Annotated in this window: 6 protein-coding genes and 1 pseudogene; 5 read left to right on the top strand and 2 right to left on the bottom strand. The window is 31.8% G+C overall.

Annotated elements, in window-relative coordinates:
• Nucleotides 1-124: 124 nt before the first annotated feature.
• Nucleotides 125-526 (top strand): SarA family transcriptional regulator, encoded by a 402-nt coding sequence (locus HMPREF3058_RS11170; protein WP_002457854.1) that lies wholly within the window; start codon nucleotides 125-127, stop codon nucleotides 524-526.
• Nucleotides 527-793: 267 nt separating this feature from the next.
• Here HMPREF3058_RS11170 and HMPREF3058_RS11165 read toward each other — a convergent pair whose 3' ends face one another.
• A complete protein-coding gene (locus HMPREF3058_RS11165; protein WP_002491791.1) occupies nucleotides 794-1,357 on the bottom strand; it encodes a tRNA 5-(aminomethyl)-2-thiouridylate-methyltransferase MnmM in 564 nt (187 codons plus the stop codon).
• Nucleotides 1,354-2,307: a tRNA modification radical SAM protein MnmL/YtqA gene (locus HMPREF3058_RS11160; RefSeq protein WP_001830802.1), complete on the bottom strand. Its 954-nt coding sequence runs from the start codon at nucleotides 2,305-2,307 to the stop codon at nucleotides 1,354-1,356. Before HMPREF3058_RS11160 ends, HMPREF3058_RS11165 begins: the two co-directional genes overlap by 4 nt.
• A gap of 106 nt (nucleotides 2,308-2,413) precedes the next feature.
• Between HMPREF3058_RS11160 and HMPREF3058_RS11155 the strand changes: the two genes are divergently transcribed.
• The 4 genes and pseudogenes from HMPREF3058_RS11155 to HMPREF3058_RS11135 all read left to right on the top strand — a co-directional run bounded on the left by HMPREF3058_RS11155 (nucleotide 2,414) and on the right by HMPREF3058_RS11135 (nucleotide 17,922).
• Nucleotides 2,414-3,628 carry an MDR family MFS transporter gene (locus HMPREF3058_RS11155; protein ID WP_002474989.1) on the top strand — a complete coding sequence of 405 codons (1,215 nt, stop codon included), beginning with the start codon at nucleotides 2,414-2,416 and terminating at the stop codon, nucleotides 3,626-3,628.
• Nucleotides 3,629-3,916: 288 nt separating this feature from the next.
• Entirely contained in the window at nucleotides 3,917-6,334 is a 2,418-nt protein-coding gene (gene leuS, locus HMPREF3058_RS11150; protein WP_002491824.1) for a leucine--tRNA ligase, read from the top strand.
• A gap of 25 nt (nucleotides 6,335-6,359) precedes the next feature.
• Nucleotides 6,360-6,671 carry a rhodanese-like domain-containing protein gene (locus HMPREF3058_RS11145; protein ID WP_001830891.1) on the top strand — a complete coding sequence of 104 codons (312 nt, stop codon included), beginning with the start codon at nucleotides 6,360-6,362 and terminating at the stop codon, nucleotides 6,669-6,671.
• Between the two features lie 404 nt (nucleotides 6,672-7,075).
• Nucleotides 7,076-17,922: pseudogene (locus HMPREF3058_RS11135) on the top strand (SasC/FmtB family protein).
• Nucleotides 17,923-18,193 lie beyond the last annotated feature (271 nt).

Below are 18,193 nucleotides of genomic sequence, written 5' to 3'. Positions count from 1 at the left end.
ATCATTGAAATAAAAGGGTATAATTCTAAAGTTTAATAACTTTACCATTTGTAAAATTAAATTTGGGGGAAATGGTTAAGTTAGTTTATAGAATTCACAATTTTTTATTTGGGAGATGTTAATTTTGGCTAATAGTGAAAAGAACAGGGTTTATGGTATTTTACAATTAGAGACATTATTCAAAGAGATTGATTCAATTTTTAATACAATCAAAGAAGAATATGGAATGTCTAAAGAGGAAATTTTGATTTTACTTACACTTTTAGAAAAAGGCTCAATGACTTTAAAGGAAATGGATAAATATGTTCATATTAAGCCGTATAAACGTACACGTACTTATAATAATTTAGTTAATCTTGAGTGGATTTACAAAGAAAGACCTCAAGATGATGAACGTACAGTTATTATTCATTTTAATGACAAGCAAAATTCAAAAAAAGAAGATTTGTTAGAGTTTATTGATGACTCAATTAAAATCAAGTCTGAACCAATGCAATCTAGTTTACAATCTATTTTAGCGGTTTAATTTAACGCGCTTTAAATCTTTAATTGAATAAATTATTTTATTTAAAGCATGAGTACACTTATGAGAATTATTTGTTGAACTATGTATTAAAGAATGTGTTCAAAATTATGATAATCAGTAAACTTAATAGCAATTAAAAGTAAGGTATACTTCATGATGAAATTTATAATTAAAAAAAGAACCTGGGGCAAAATGTTTGCTTGTCTCAGGTTCTTTTTATGTGCACGTATTCTATGACTGAATTGAAAATATACATGTATAAACTCTTTAATTACGCTTTTCAATAGCACAGATAAAAGGAGCGTTATTCTTTTGATTTATGAATTGATATTGCAATATATGAGCTTTATTTTGATCAAAGTTTTGTAAAAATTCAAGTAGTGCTTCTTTTTCTATTTTACCTTCTTCATGACCGTGATATATAACTAATATAATAATTCCTTCAATACTTAAGATATCAAAGATTTCATTAATAGCCATAATTGTTGTTTCAGGTTTAGTGACAATTTCTTTGTTACCTTTCGGTAAATAACCTAAATTAAAAATAGCAGCATCTATGTGGCCATGATATTGGGCAGGAATGTGCAATTTAGCATTTTCATGACCAGATTGGATTAATTTTACATTCGAATAATCTTTTATTTTTTTGTGCGTATTCAAAATTGCTTGTTCTTGTATATCGAATCCATAGACAAATCCATTTGGAACATGTTGAGCAAAATAAGCAGTATCATTCCCATTACCACATGTTGCATCAATTACAATACTATTATGATTAATATGAGAATCAATTAACGATTTAGCGAAGGGTAAAATACGTTCTAGTTTCATGATTGTATACTCTGCTTGTTCATTTTACCTTGATAGGAGTTTCGTCTAGCAAGCTCATTATCAATTTCATTTAATACTTCCCATTTATTAACACTCCACATTGGTCCAACCATTAAATCTATAGGTCCATCTCCAGTGATTCTGTGCACAATCATTTCTGGGGGTAATACTTCAAGTTGATCGCAAACAAGATTAGTATAATCTTGTTGACTCATAAACTCGAGCATACCTTTTTCATATTGTTTAACCATAGGCGTTCCTTTTAGCAAGTGTAATAAATGAATTTTAATACCTTGAACGTCCATCTGAGCGACTTCTTTAGCAGTCTCCATCATCATGTCATAATTTTCACCTGGTAAGCCGTTGATTATGTGTGTACAAACATTTATATTATGCTTGCGTAATTTTGTTACGCCGTCATAGTATGTTTGCATATCATGAGCACGATTTATTAAATCGGAAGTGGACTGATGCACAGTTTGTAGGCCCAATTCTACCCATAAGTAAGTGCGCTGATTAAGTTCAGCTAAATATTCTACAACATCATCAGGCAAACAATCAGGTCTTGTCGCGATTGATAAACCAACGACGCCATCTTCTTTTAATACAGGTTCATATTTTTCTTTTAATACTTCTACAGGTGCATGCGTATTTGTAAACGCCTGAAAGTATGCAATATATTGACCTTCACTCCATTTTTCATGCATTCGTTCTTTTATTTTTTTGAATTGAACTTCAATTGGTTCAGCTCTATTACCTGCAAAGTCACCGCTTCCTGCTGCAGAACAAAATGTGCAACCTCCATGAGCTACAGTACCATCTCTATTTGGGCAATCAAATCCTCCATCTAAAGCGACTTTAAATATTTTTTGACCAAACTTGTTTTTTAAATGATAGTTCCATGTGTGATAGCGTTTATCTTCAAAGGCATACGGGAAATAGTTACCCATAATACATTTTCCTTTCTATTTAAGTTCTAAGTACAGATTTTAACATATTTTAGTGTTATAGTGTCTATTGTAGATTGAGAAAAATATAAAGAGAGGGACTCATGATATGAATATACCTAAATCAGTTTGGTGGCTAGTTATAGGTATGGCACTTAATATAACTGGCGCCAGTTTTTTGTGGCCTTTAAATACAATTTTCATGAAGGAAGAACTTCATAAGAGTTTAACAATTGCAGGTATCGTTTTGATGATTAATTCATTTGGAATGGTTGTAGGTAATTTGTTAGGTGGTTCTTTGTTTGATAAACTTGGCGGTTACAAAACGATTTTAATAGGTACATTTACTTGTTTATGTAGTACAACATTACTCAATTTGTTTCATGGCTGGCCTTGGTACGCAATTTGGTTAGTACTACTTGGATTTGGTGGCGGAATGATAGTTCCTGCTATTTATGCGATGGCAGGTGCCGTTTGGCCTAATGGAGGGAGACAAACTTTTAATGCTATATACTTAGCACAAAATATAGGAGTTGCTTTAGGTGCGGCATTAGGAGGTTTTGTGGCTGAATTTAGTTTCAATTATATTTTTATGGCAAATCTCATTATGTATGTACTTTTTGCCATCGTGGCGATTACACAGTTTAATTTAGAGATTAATGCTAAATTTAAACCACAAGATTCGATAGATTTAAAAAGCAAAGAAAATAAAAAACGATTTACTGCTATGATGCTAGTATGTGCAATGTTTGCAATTTGTTGGATTGCATATATTCAATGGGAAACAACGATAGCTTCATTCACTCAATCAATTAATATTTCAATGTCCCAATATAGTGTATTATGGACAATCAATGGAATAATGATTTTAGTAGCTCAACCGTTAATAAGACCAATTATCATCTTATTAAAAGGTAATTTAAAGCATCAGATGTTTGTAGGTATTTTTATTTTTATGAGTTCTTTCCTAGTAACGAGTTTTGCAAATCACTTTGCAATATTTGTAGTTGGCATGGTCATTTTAACATTTGGAGAAATGTTTGTTTGGCCTGCAGTACCAACTATAGCAAATCAACTTGCACCAGTTGGAAAGCAAGGTCAATACCAAGGATTTGTTAATTCAGCATCTACAGTGGGAAAAGCATTTGGACCTTTTATTGGCGGTATACTTGTAGATACATTTAATATGAGTATGATGTTTATTGGGATGATTATATTATTAAGTTTTGCACTGTTATTTTTAAGTTTCTATGATAAAGTGTTGCCTAAGAATTTTAAAAATCAACATCAATCAAGAGGACGACGAAATCAGAATGGTGTTTAATAATGTAATGATGTTTAATTAACTACTTGCATTCATTGACTATATACAATAATATTAAACACGTATAGTATTAAGCATTTAGAGGCTTTTCTACAGAGAGCTAGTGTTGATGAGAACTAGTGTTAAGGACTAAATGACTTATTAACATAAACGACATTTAATTAGACATCTCTTACTATTAAAATGAAGTGCGCTAATTGTTAGCGAATAAGGGTGGTAACGCGGCGCAGGTCGTCCCTTTCAAATCATTAATAGTAGGGATGTCTTTTTTATGAATTAGGAGGAAATGTGTTGAATTATAATCATAAGGAAATTGAAAAGAAGTGGCAGAATTACTGGGAAGAAAATAAGACCTTTAAAACGAATGACAATTTAGGACAAAAGAAATTTTATGCATTAGACATGTTTCCTTATCCATCTGGTGCTGGTTTACACGTAGGTCACCCAGAAGGATATACGGCAACAGATATCATCTCACGATATAAAAGAATGCAAGGTTACAATGTATTACATCCTATGGGATGGGACGCTTTTGGTTTACCGGCAGAACAATATGCTTTAGATACCGGTAATGATCCTCGTGAATTTACACAGAAGAATATTCAAACTTTCAAAAGACAAATTCAAGAATTAGGATTTAGTTATGATTGGGATAGAGAAGTGAATACTACAGATCCTGAATATTATAAATGGACGCAGTGGATATTTATTCAGTTGTATAATAAAGGTTTAGCTTATGTTGATGAAGTTGCTGTCAATTGGTGTCCTGCATTAGGTACTGTTTTGTCGAATGAAGAGGTTGTCGATGGGGTATCAGAACGTGGCGGTCATCCTGTTTACCGTAAGCCTATGAAACAATGGGTGCTCAAAATTACAGAATATGCTGATAGATTACTAGAAGATTTAGATGAGTTAGATTGGCCTGAATCAATTAAAGACATGCAACGAAACTGGATTGGACGTTCAGAAGGTGCCAAAGTAACATTTAAAATTGAGCAATCTGACCAAAATATTGAAGTGTTTACGACACGACCAGATACAATCTATGGTACTTCTTTCTTAGTTTTAAGCCCAGAACACCCACTTGTGAATGAAATTACGACAAGTGATAAAGAACAAGAAGTCAAATTGTATCAAAATGAAGCATCAAAAAAATCTGATTTAGAACGTACAGACTTAGCTAAAGAAAAAACAGGTGTGTTTACTGGAGCGTTTGCAATTAATCCGCTCTCTGGCGATAAATTACCTATTTGGATAGCAGATTATGTTTTATCAACTTACGGTACTGGTGCAGTAATGGCTGTGCCTGGACATGATGAGCGAGATCATGAATTTGCTACGAAGTTTAATTTACCAATTATCGAAGTTATAGAGGGTGGCGAAGTTCAAAAAAATGCATACACAGGTGAAGGAAAACACATTAATTCTGGAGAATTAGACGGTCTAGAAAATGAAGTGGCAATAAGTAAAGCGATAGAATTGCTTGAATCTAAAGGTGCTGGTGAGAAAAAAGTCAATTATAAATTACGTGATTGGTTATTTAGTAGGCAACGTTATTGGGGAGAACCAATTCCTATTATACATTGGGAAGATGGATCAATGACTACAGTTCCTGAAGATGAATTGCCTTTATTACTTCCAGAAACAGATGAAATTAAGCCATCAGGTACCGGTGAATCTCCACTTGCAAATATAGATGCGTTCGTAAACGTTATCGATGAAAAGACAGGTATGAAGGGGCGCCGAGAAACCAATACAATGCCTCAATGGGCTGGCAGTTGCTGGTACTATTTACGTTACATTGATCCACATAACGAAAAAATGATAGCGGATCCTGAAAAATTAAAACATTGGCTACCTGTTGATTTATATATTGGAGGCGTGGAACATGCAGTACTTCACTTATTATATGCAAGATTCTGGCATAAAGTGTTATATGACTTAGGTGTTGTACCGACAAAAGAACCATTCCAAAAACTATACAACCAGGGAATGATTTTAGGCGAAGGCAATGAAAAAATGAGTAAGTCTAAAGGTAATGTGATTAATCCAGATGATATTGTTGCATCACATGGTGCTGATACATTACGACTATATGAAATGTTTATGGGACCTTTAGATGCTGCGATCGCATGGAGTGAAAAAGGTTTGGATGGTTCTAGAAGATTCTTAGATCGCGTTTGGAGACTTATCATCACTGATGAGAATTCAATCAATAAAAAAATTGTAGATTCTAACGATCATTCACTTGATAAAGTATACAATCAAACAGTGAAAAAAGTAACAGAAGATTTTGATACACTTAGTTTTAATACTGCAATCAGTCAATTAATGGTGTTTATTAATGAGTGTTATAAAACAAATGAAGTTTACAAACCTTATATCGAAGGGTTTGTAAAAATGTTAGCGCCTATTGCACCACACATTGGTGAAGAATTATGGGATCGATTAGGGCATGAAAATACCATTACTTATCAACCATGGCCAACATTTGATGAAAGCTTATTAGTAGATGATGAAGTTGAAATCGTAGTTCAAGTCAATGGTAAAGTTAGAGCAAAAATCAATATACCAAAAGATTTATCTAAAGAAGAAATGCAAACCTTAGCCTTGTCTAACGATAATGTTAAAATGAGTATTGAAGGTAAAGAAGTTAAAAAAGTTATTGCTGTACCCCAAAAGCTAGTTAATATAGTTGCTAAATAATATTTTTCTAAAGGAGTGCTATTAAATGGAGTCAATAACAGTAGATGAATTAAAGAAAAAAATATTAGATTCAAATCCAGTTAACATTGTAGATGTTCGCACGAACGAAGAAACTGAAATGGGTGTTATTCCTGGAGCAAAAACAATTCCTATGGATGAAATTCCTGATAATTTGAAAGAATTCAATAAAAATGACACGTATTATATTGTATGTGCAGCAGGATCACGCAGTGCTAAAGTAGTTTCATATTTAGAAGAACAAGGTGTTCATGCTGTAAATGTCGAAGGTGGAATGAATGCTTGGGGCGATGAAGGTACTGTCATTGATAATATTTAAAGAACTTCGAAGTTGTAGATAATGATATTCTAAGTTAAAAATTAATACAAATGAGTTTATAATATATTCTAGGAATTTCTGGAATTAGAATGTAAATCACAAATGTGGTCACTGAGTACGATTAAGATTTTGATTTGAAATCTTAATCGTACTTTTTTTGATATAAAAATCATTAAATAATTCAATGTGGATCTCAAAAAACAAATTCTGATATCAATTAAAAATATATTAAGATAAATTTTTATACTACTAGATTTAGAATAATATAGATGATAAAATTAAAAAGACTTTAAATAGTTGTGTTTAATTAAATGAGCGATATTGGGAAGAGTCATTACTTTAAATATTTTTCAAAGTTCATTAGACATACATCATAAAGAATTTACAACTAGGAGGCCAATTTAATGAATCTATTTAGAAAACAGAAATTTAGTATTAGAAAATTTAATATAGGTATTTTTTCAGCATTAATAGCTACAGTCGCATTTTTAGCTCATCCGGGGCAAGCAACAGCTTCAGAACTGGAACCTTTTCAAAATAATGACACTACAGCTCAATCTGATGGAGGGTTAGAAAACACATCTCAGTCTAATCCTATAAGTGAGGAAACAACAAATACATTATCTGAGCAAACAGTACCTTCATCTACTGAAAATAAGCAAACACAAAATGATCCTCATCATAATGCTCAACCCATTGCAATAAATGCTGAAGAAGCTGAATCTGCTCAAACAGCACCTTATACCAATATCTATGAAAATAATGATACGAGTGACAACGGGTTACATGTTAATCAGCCGGTTAAACATCATATTGAAGCCCAATCTGAAGATGTAACAAATCATACGAACTCAAATCATTCAAATTCATCGATTCCGGAAAATAAAGCTACAACAGAATCATCAAGTAAACCTAAAAAGAGAGGGAAAAGATCATTAGATACAAATAGCGGAAATGACGCTACAAGTACAACTCAAAATACGGATCCAAATTTAAGTAATACAGGTCCAAATAGCATTAACACTGTAATTACATTTGATGATTTAGGAATAAAGACAAGTACAAATCGCTCTCGACCTGAGGTAAAGGTAGTTGATAGTCTAAATGGCTTTACAATGGTTAATGGTGGTAAGGTCGGTTTATTAAATAGTGTGTTAGAACGTACAAGCGTGTTTGATACTGGTGATCCTAAGAACTCTCAAGCAATTGAAAATGTTGTTGCTCTAGGTCGTATACATGGTAATGATGTTAATGACCACGGTGATTTTAACGGTATAGAAAAAGAATTTAATGTTAATCCTAATTCAGAATTGATCTTTAGTTTTAATACTATGACAGCTCGAAATTATAAGGGTGGAACTAATCTAGTTCTAAGGAATGCTGAGAATAATCAAGAAATAGCAACCGCTGATGTGCAAGGCGGAGGTATATATCGATTATTTAAATTACCAGATAATGTTTATCGTATTAAAGTACAATTTTTGCCGAATAATGAATTAATGAGAGATGCAAGACGGATTTATCAATTACAAGATGGTTATAAATATTACTCATTTATTGATACAGTAGGAATTAATTCGGGTTCACATTTATATGTGAAATCTAGACAAGTTAACAAAAATGTAAAGAATGGTAAAGAATTTGAAGTTAATACTCGTATAGAGAATAATGGTAACTTCGCTGCCGCTATAGGTCAAAATGAACTTACTTATAAAGTCACATTACCAGACAATTTCGAATACGTTGATAATTCAACTGAAGTTTCATTTGTTAACGGGAATGTGCCTAATTCTACGGTAAATCCGTTTTCAGTTAATTTCGATAGACAAAATCATACTTTAACATTTAGTAGTAATGGTTTAAATTTAAGCAGAAGTTCACAAGATGTTGCTAGATTCTTGCCCAATAAAGTACTAAATATTAGATACAAGCTTAGACCTGTCAACATCTCAACGCCACGTGAAGTGACTTTCAATGAAGCAATTAAATATAAAACATTTTCTGAATATTACATTAACACTACTGACAATACTGTTACAGGTCAACAAACGCCTTTTAGTATTAATGTCATCATGAATAAAGACGATTTATCAGAACAGGTCAATAAGGATATCATCCCATCGAACTATACACTTGCTTCTTATAATAAATATAATAAGTTGAAAGAACGTGCTCAGAATGTTCTGGATGAAGAAACAAACAATACACCTTTTAACCAAAGATACTCTCAAACTCAAATTGATGATTTATTACACGAATTACAAACAACACTAATAAGTCGTGTGAGTGCTTCGAGAGAAATTAATGATAAAGCTCAAGAAATGACTGATGGTGTATATGATAGTGCAGAATTAACTACTGAAGAAAAAGATACATTAGTTGATCAAATTGAAAATCATAAAAATGAAATTTCTAATAACATTGATGATGAACTTACAGATGATGGTGTTGAAAGAGTTAAAGAGGCTGGATTACACACTCTAGAAAGTGATACTCCACATCCAGTAACTAAACCAAATGCTCGACAAGTTGTGAATAACAAAGCGGAACAACAAAAGACGCTTATACGTAACAATCATGAGGCAACGACTGAGGAACAAAATGAAGCGATTAGTCAAGTTGAGGCACATTCATCCGATGCTATCGCCAAAATAGGTGAGGCAGAAACAGATACCACTGTGAATGAAGCAAGAGATAATGGTACGAAATTAATAGCTACAGATGTTCCAAATCCAACTAAAAAAGCAGAAGCTAGAGAGGCAGTTACCAACAGTGCAAATTCAAAAATTAAAGATATCAACAATAATACACAAGCTACATTAGACGAAAGAAATGATGCTATCACACTTGTTAATAGATCAAAAGATGAAGCGATTCAAAATATTAACACTGCACAAGGTAATGATGATGTCACTGAAGCACAAAACAATGGAACGAATACGATACAACAAGTACCATTAACTCCAGTGAAAAGACAAAATGCAATAGCAACTATCAATGCTAAAGCGGATGAACAAAAACGTTTAATTCAAGCGAACAATAATGCAACGACTGAAGAAAAGGCAGATGCTGAGCGTAAAGTTAATGAAGCATTATTAACTGCAACTCAAAATATTAGCAATGCACCTACTAATAGAGATGTTGATCAAGCACAAACAACGGGAAGTGGTATCATATCCACAATAAGTCCTGCAACGAAGATTAAAGAGGATGCACGTGCAGCAGTTGAAGCTAAAGCTATTGCACAAAATCAACAAATTAATTCAAATAATATGGCAACAACTGAAGAAAAGCAGGATGCATTAAATCAAGTAGAAGCACATAAGCAAGCTACAATAACAAATATCAATCAAGCTCAGTCAACTCAACAAGTTTCTGAAGCTAGGAATAATGGCATAAATACTATTAATCAAGATCAACCTAATGCAGTTAAGAAAAATAATACAAAAACATTATTAGAACAAAAAGGAAACGAGAAAAAGTCAGCAATAGCTCAAACACCTGATGCTACGATTGAAGAGAAACAAGAAGCTGTCAGTGTTGTTTCGCAAGCTGTTACCAATGGCAATAATCATATCAACCAAGCAAATTCTAATGATGATGTAGATCAAGCACTTAGTAATGCAGAACAAATTATTACTCATACTGATGTTAATGTTCAAAAAAACCTCAAGCTAGACAAGCACTGATTGCTAAAGTAAATGAAAAGCAGAGTGCGATTAATACTGATAATGAAGGCACTATAGAAGAAAAACAAAAAGCAATTCAAAGTTTGAATGATGTTAAAAATTCAGCTGATGAACAAATTACACAGGCTGCTTCTAATCAAAATGTTGATAACGCCTTAAATATAGGTATAAGTAATATCAGTAAAATACAGACTAATTTCACTAAAAAGCAACAAGCTAGAGATCAAGTAAATCAAAAGTTTCAAGAAAAAGAAGCTGAATTAAATTCAACTCCTCATGCAACTCACGATGAAAAACAAGATGCGTTAACTAGATTAACACAAGTAAAAGAAAGTATACTCAATGACATAAATCAAGCACAAACAAATCAAAATGTTGATACAGCACTTACTAATGGAATTCAAAATATTCAAAATATACAAGTGGATGTTAGGAAAAAACAAGAAGCCAGAACTACGATTAATGATATTGTTCAACAACATAAACAAACTATACAAAATAATGATGATGCTACAACTGAAGAGAAGGAAGTCGCAAATAATTTAGTTAATGTATCACAGCAAAATGTAATTAGTAAGATTGATAATGCTACAACCAATAACCAAATTGATGGTATTGTGAGTGATGGTAGACAAACCATAAATGCAATCACACCTGATACATCAATTAAAAGAAATGCAAAAAATGATATTGATGGTAAAGCAGCTGATAGGAAAATAAAAATTCAAAGAATAAATGATGCTACAGCTGAGGAAATTCAAGAAGCGAATCGTAAAATTGAAGAAGCTAAAATTGAAGCAAAAGATAATATTCAACACAGTAGCACTAGAGACCAAGTAAATGAAGCGAAAACTAATGGAATAAATAAAATAGAAAATATAACTCCAGCAACTACTGTGAAATCTGAAGCTAGACAAGCAGTCCAGAATAAAGCAAATGAACAGATTAATCATATTCAAAACACGCCTGATGCTACTAATGAAGAAAAACAAGAGGCAATAAACAGAGTAAGTGCTGAATTAGCAAGAGTTCAAGCACAAATAAATGCAGAACATACAACCCAAGGTGTTAAAAATATCAAAGACGATGCGATAACTTCTTTATCTCGAATTAATGCGCAAGTTGTTGAGAAAGAGTCGGCAAGAAATGCAATCGAACAAAAGTCAACACAACAAACGCAATTCATTAATGATAATGATAATGCTACAGATGAAGAAAAAGAGGTCGCCAACAATTTAGTTATAGCTAGAAAACAAAATGCGTTAGATAATATTAACTCTTTATCTTCAAATAGTGATATTGAAATTGCTAAAGTAACAGGAATAAATGAAATAGCTAAAGTTTTACCAGCAACCTCTGTTAAGTCTAAAGCAAAAAAAGATATTGATCAAAAACTCGCGCAACAGATTAATCAAATTCAAACACATCAAACTACTACAATTGAGGAAAAAGAAGCGGCTATTCAATTGGCAAATCAAAAAGCAAATGAAGCAAGAACAGCAATTCAAAATGAACATAGTAACAATGGTGTCGCACAAGCTAAATCTAACGGCATTCATGAAATTGAATTAGTTACGCCAGATGCGCACAAAAAATCTGATGCTAAACAAAGTATCGATGATAAATATAATGAGCAAAGTAATACTATCAACACTACACCAGATGCAACAGATGAAGAAAAGCAAAAAGCATTAGATAAATTAAAAATAGCTAAAGATGCAGGATACAACAAAGTTGATCAAGCGCAAACAAACCAACAAGTATCTGATGCAAAAACTGAGGCTATAGATACGATAACTAATATTCAAGCAAATGTTGCAAAAAAACCATCCGCGCGAATGGAATTAGATTCAAAGTTTGAAGATTTAAAGCGTCAAATCAATGCAACGCCTAATGCTACAGAAGAAGAAAAACAAGATGCAATTCAAAGATTGAATGTTAAAAGAGAAGAAGTTAAGAATCTAATAAATCAAGACAGACGTGACAATGACGTTGAACAGCACAAAAATACTGGACTTCAAGAATTAGAAACGATTCATGCTAATCCAACTAGAAAATCTGACGCGCTTCAAGAGTTACAAACTAAATTTATTTCACAAACAGAGTTAATTAATAATAATAAAGATGCAACTAATGAAGAAAAAGCTGAAGCTAAACGACTTCTGGAGATTAGTAAAAATAAAACTATAACAAATATCAATCAAGCGCAAACTAATAATCAAGTTGATAATGCTAAAGATAACGGCATGAATGAGATTGCTACCATAATACCAGCAACAACAATTAAAACAGATGCTAAAACGGCGATTGATAAAAAAGCTGAGCAACAAGTTACAATCATCAATGGTAATAATGATGCAACCGAAGAAGAAAAGCAAGAGGCAACAAATAGAGTCAATGCCGGATTAGCACAAGCAATACAAAATATTAATAATGCACATAGTACTCAAGAAGTAAATGAATCTAAAACACATAGTATTGCTACAATCAAGAGTATACTACCCAATGTGATCAAAAAACCGACTGCTATAAATGATTTGACTCAAGAAGCTAATAACCAAAAGACGTTAATAGGTAATGATGGTAATGCTACTGATGATGAAAAAGAGGCTGCAAAACAATTAGTGACCCAAAAATTAAATGAAGAAATTCAAAAAATTCATGAAAGTACACAAGATAATCAAGTTGATAATGTAAAAGCACAAGCTATTACTGCAATTAAATTGATTAATGCAAATGCACATAAAAGACAAGATGCCATCAATATTTTGACTAATCTAGCTGAAAGTAAAAAATCAGATATAAGAGCCAATCAAGATGCAACTACTGAAGAAAAAAATACGGCAATACAATCTATAGATGATACGTTAGCACAAGCACGTAACAATATTAATGGTGCAAATACAAATGTGTTAGTGGACGAGAATTTAGAAGATGGTAAGCAAAAGTTACAACGTATTGAGTTGTCTACCCAAACTAAAACACAAGCTAAAGCAGATATTGCCCAAGCAATAGGTCAACAAAGATCGACAATAGATCAGAATCAAAATGCTACAACTGAAGAAAAACAAGAAGCACTTGAGAGACTTAATCAAGACACAAATGGAGTCAATGATAGAATACAAGCAGCTTTAGCAAATCAAAATGTTACAGACGAAAAAAATAATATATTAGAAACAATAAGAAATGTTGAACCTATTGTAGTTGTAAAACCTAAGGCGAATGAAAATATTAGAAAAAAAGCTGCGGAACAAACGACTTTAATAAATCAAAATCAAGATGCGACACTAGAAGAAAAACAAATAGCACTTGGCAAATTAGAAGAAGTAAAAAATGAAGCGTTAAATCAAGTATCACAGGCACACTCAAATAATGATGTGAAAATTGCGGAAAATAATGGAATTGCTAAAATTTCTGAGGTCCATCCTGAGACTAGTATTAAACGTAATGCTAAACAAGAGATTGAACAAGTTGCGCAAAGTCAAATTGATACTATCAATGCAAATAATAAATCAACTAATGAAGAAAAATCAGCCGCTATAGATAGAGTTAATGTAGCTAAAATTGATGCTATTAATAATATTGCTAATGCTACAACTACGCAATTAGTCAATGATGCTAAAAATAATGGTAACACGAGTATTACCCAAATATTACCAAGTACAGCAGTCAAAACTAATGCATTAGCAGCTCTAGCTACCGAAGCTAAAAATAAAAACGCTATAATAGATCAAACGCCAAATGCAACAGCAGAAGAAAAAGAAGAAGCAAATAATAAAGTTGATGGTCTTCAAGAAGAAGCAGATGCTAATATCCTGAAAGCGCACACTACTGAGGAAGTAAATAATATTAAAAATCAAGCTGTTCAAAATATTAACGCTGTTCAAGTTGAAGTTATCAAGAAGCAAAACGTTAAAAACCAATTGAATCAATTCGTTGATAATCAAAAGAAAATTATTGAAAATACGCCTGATGCAACACTAGAAGAAAAAGCTGAAGCTAATAGATTACTTCAAAATGTACTAACGTCCGCATCAGATGAAATTGCTAATGTAGTTCATAACAACGAGGTTGATCAAGCTTTAGATAAAGCTAGACCTAAAATTGAGGCAATTGTACCACAAGTTAGTAAGAAACGTGATGCTTTAAATGCAATCCAAGAAGCATTTAATTCACAAACTCAAGAAATACAAGAGAACCAAGAAGCTACGAATGAAGAAAAGACTGAAGCATTAAATAAAATAAACCAATTACTTAATCAGGCTAAAGTAAATATTGATCAAGCACAGTCAAATAAAGATGTAGATAATGCGAAAACACGTATTATTCAAGATATAGAGCAAATTCAAGCACATCCACAAACAAAAGAAACAGGGCGTCACAGATTAAATGAAAAAGCTAACCAACAACAAAGTACTATTGCAACTCATCCTAATTCAACAATTGAAGAAAGACAGGAAGCAAGTGCAAAACTACAAGAAGTCCTTAAAAAAGCCATAGCTAAAATAGATAAAGGTCAAACGAATGATGATGTAGAAAAGACTGTAGTAAACGGAATAGCTGAAATTGAAAATATATTACCTACTACTACAGTTAAAGATAAAGCTAAAGCTGATGTAAATGCTGAAAAAGAGCAGAAAAACATACAAATTAATAGTAATGATGAAGCAACGACTGAAGAAAAATTAGTTGCTAGTGACAATTTAAATCACGTTGTCGAGACAACAAATCAAGCTATTGAGGATGCGCCAGATACCAACCAAGTGAATGTAGAAAAGAACAAAGGAATAGGTACAATTAGAGATATTCAACCACTTGTAGTTAAAAAACCTACTGCCAAATCTAAAATTGAAAGCGCAGTAGAAAAAAAGAAAACTGAAATTAATCAAACCCAAAATGCAACTGATGATGAAGTAAGAGAGGGTTTAAATCAGTTAAATCAAATTCATGAAAAAGCCAAAAATGATGTAAATCAATCTCAAACTAATCAGCAAGTTGAAAATGCTGAGCAAAATAGTTTAGATCTAATCAATAACTTCAGACCAGATTTCAGTAAAAAACGTAATGCAGTAGCTGAAATTGTTAAAGCGCAACAAAATAAAATTGATGAAATAGAGCAAGAATTTAGTGCTACACAAGAAGAAAAAGATAATGCGTTACAACATTTAGATGAACAGGTTAAAGAAATCATTAATTCTATAAATCGAGCTAATACAGATAATGAAGTAGATAATGCTAAAACTTCTGGCTTGAATAATATAAATGAATACAGACCAGAATATAATAAAAAGAAAAATGCTATATTGAAATTATATGATGTTTCAGATACTCATGAAGCTATAATTAATGGTTATCCTGATGCAACTGAAGATGAACTTCAAGAAGCTAATAGTAAGTTAAATAAAATACTTTTAGATGCAAAAAAACAAATTGGACTTGCACACACAAATAATGAAGTTGATGATATTTATAATGAAGTTTCCCAAAAAATGAAAACTATTTTACCTCGTGTAGATACAAAAGCGGTAGCACGTTCTGTACTTAATGCACTTGCTAAACAATTGATTAAAACTTTTGAAAATACTCCAGATGTTACTCATGAGGAACGTAATGATGCGATTAATCATGTAAAAGAACAATTATCATTAGTATTCAATGCCATTGAAAAAGACCAAAAAGATATACAAGTTGCGCAAGATGAATTATTTGGATTAAATGAATTAAATAGTATATTTATCAACATAACTCAAAAGCCTACTGCCAGAAAAGCAATTAGTGATAAGGCGAGTCAATTAAACAACTCTATCAATAATACGCCATATGCTACAGAAGAAGAACGACAAATTGCACTGAATAAAGTTAAGGCGATTGTTGATGATGCAAATGAAAAAATACGAGAAGCTAACACTGATAGCGAAGTACTTGGAACAAAATCAAACGCAATAACATTATTACAAGCGATCAGTGCGGATGTACAAGTTAAACCGCAAGCATTTGAAGAAATCAACGCACAAGCTGAAATTCAAAGAGAACGTATCAATGGAAATAGTGATGCGACAAGAGAAGAAAAAGAAGAAGCTTTAAAACAAGTTGATACATTAGTAAATCAATCATTTATTACAATTAATAATGTTAATAAAAATCAAGAAGTTTACGATACTAAAAACAAAACGATTGAAGCTATTCATAAAATCAAACCAATAACAATCATCAAACCACAAGCATTAAATGAAATCACTAATCAATTAGACGCTCAACGTGATTTAATAAAGAATAATAATGAGTCTACAGTTGAAGAAAAAGCATCGGCTATCGATAAATTAATTAAAACTGCGGCAAGAATTGCTGAAGCAATAGATAAAGCTCAAACAAATGAAGATGTTAAAAATATTAAAAAACAAAGTATTGATGAAATTTCTAAAATACTACCTGTTATTGAAATTAAATTAGCTGCAAGAAATGAAATTCATCAAAAAGCTGAAGTTATTCGTGGATTAATTAATAATAATGAAGAAGCGACTAAAGAAGAAAAAGATGTAGCATTAAATCAATTAGACACAACTCTAACACAAGCAAATCTTTCAATTGACCAAGCATTAACTAATGAAGCTGTTAATAGAGCTAAAGAAATAGCAACTTCTGAAATTAATAAAATTTCTGTCATTACCATTAAAAAGCCTGAAGCTATAGCAGAAATTCAAGAACTAGCAGATAAAAAATTAAATAAATTTAAACAAAATCAAGAAGCTACTATTGAAGAAAATCAATCAGCTATCAATGAATTAGAACAAGCTTTAAAATCAGCTATTAATCATATTCATCAATCTCAAAATAATGAATCAGTGAGCGCTGCATTAAAAGAAAGTATATCTTTAATAGACTCGATTGAAATTCAAGCACATAAAAAATTAGAAGCTAAAGCATATATTGATGGATATAGTGACGATAAAATTAATGACATATCTTCTAGAGCGACTAACGAAGAAAAACAAATATTTGTAAGTAAACTTAAAGCATTAATCAATCATGCACATAAACAGATTGACGAAGCTGAAACATTTGTTTCAGTTGATACAATTGTCCGAAACTTTAAAGTTGAAGTGGATAAATTAAACTCAATTGTACGTAAAAAAGCTAAAGCGTTGAAGGAAATTGAATTAGAAGCAGACCATGTAAAGCAAATGATAAATGCAAATTTAAGTGCTAGTACTAGAGTGAAACAAAATGCTCGTACATTGATAAATGAAATTGTTAGTAACGCTTTAAGTCAACTTAATAAAGTAACCACAAATAAAGAAGTTGATGAATTAGTTAACGAGACGATTGAAAAACTTAAGTCAATACAATTAAGAGAAGATAAAATATTGAGTAGTCAACGCTCAACAACATCTATGACAGAAAAATCTAATCAATGTTATAGTTCCGAGAATAATACAATTAAATCTCTACCAGAGACAGGAAATGTTGATAAATCAGTGCCTTTAGCTGGAGTTACTTTAATATCTGGTTTAGCAATCATGTCCTCACGCAAAAAGAAAAAAGATAAAAAAGTGAATGACTAATATTATAAATTTATAAACCACAGAACCGGAGATATCAATTAATAAACTCCCTTCAAAGTAGACATTAATATAATGAAAACTTTGAAGGGAGTATTTTTAGCTATTCAACATAAAATCGTCGCTAATCTATTATTAAACGTTTTTTAAGGATAGCAAAATGTAAATTCTTTTCAATACTATTAAGGTAGTTATTTATATTAACCACCTATATGTGAAATATAATATGGAGTTTAACACCTTTATCACATTCTAATAACAATCGTTATTCAAA

It is taken from the genome of Staphylococcus sp. HMSC068G11 (assembly GCF_001815825.1).
Classification (GTDB): domain Bacteria; phylum Bacillota; class Bacilli; order Staphylococcales; family Staphylococcaceae; genus Staphylococcus; species Staphylococcus epidermidis.
This window is presented reverse-complemented; position numbering and strand designations above follow the sequence as displayed.

Coding starts and splice junctions, on each gene's coding strand:
- HMPREF3058_RS11160 (WP_001830802.1), bottom strand. CDS start 2,307: ATGGGTAACTATTTCCCGTATGCCTTTGAAGATAAACGCTATCACACA.
- HMPREF3058_RS11145 (WP_001830891.1), top strand. CDS start 6,360: ATGGAGTCAATAACAGTAGATGAATTAAAGAAAAAAATATTAGATTCA.
- HMPREF3058_RS11165 (WP_002491791.1), bottom strand. CDS start 1,357: ATGAAACTAGAACGTATTTTACCCTTCGCTAAATCGTTAATTGATTCT.
- HMPREF3058_RS11155 (WP_002474989.1), top strand. CDS start 2,414: ATGAATATACCTAAATCAGTTTGGTGGCTAGTTATAGGTATGGCACTT.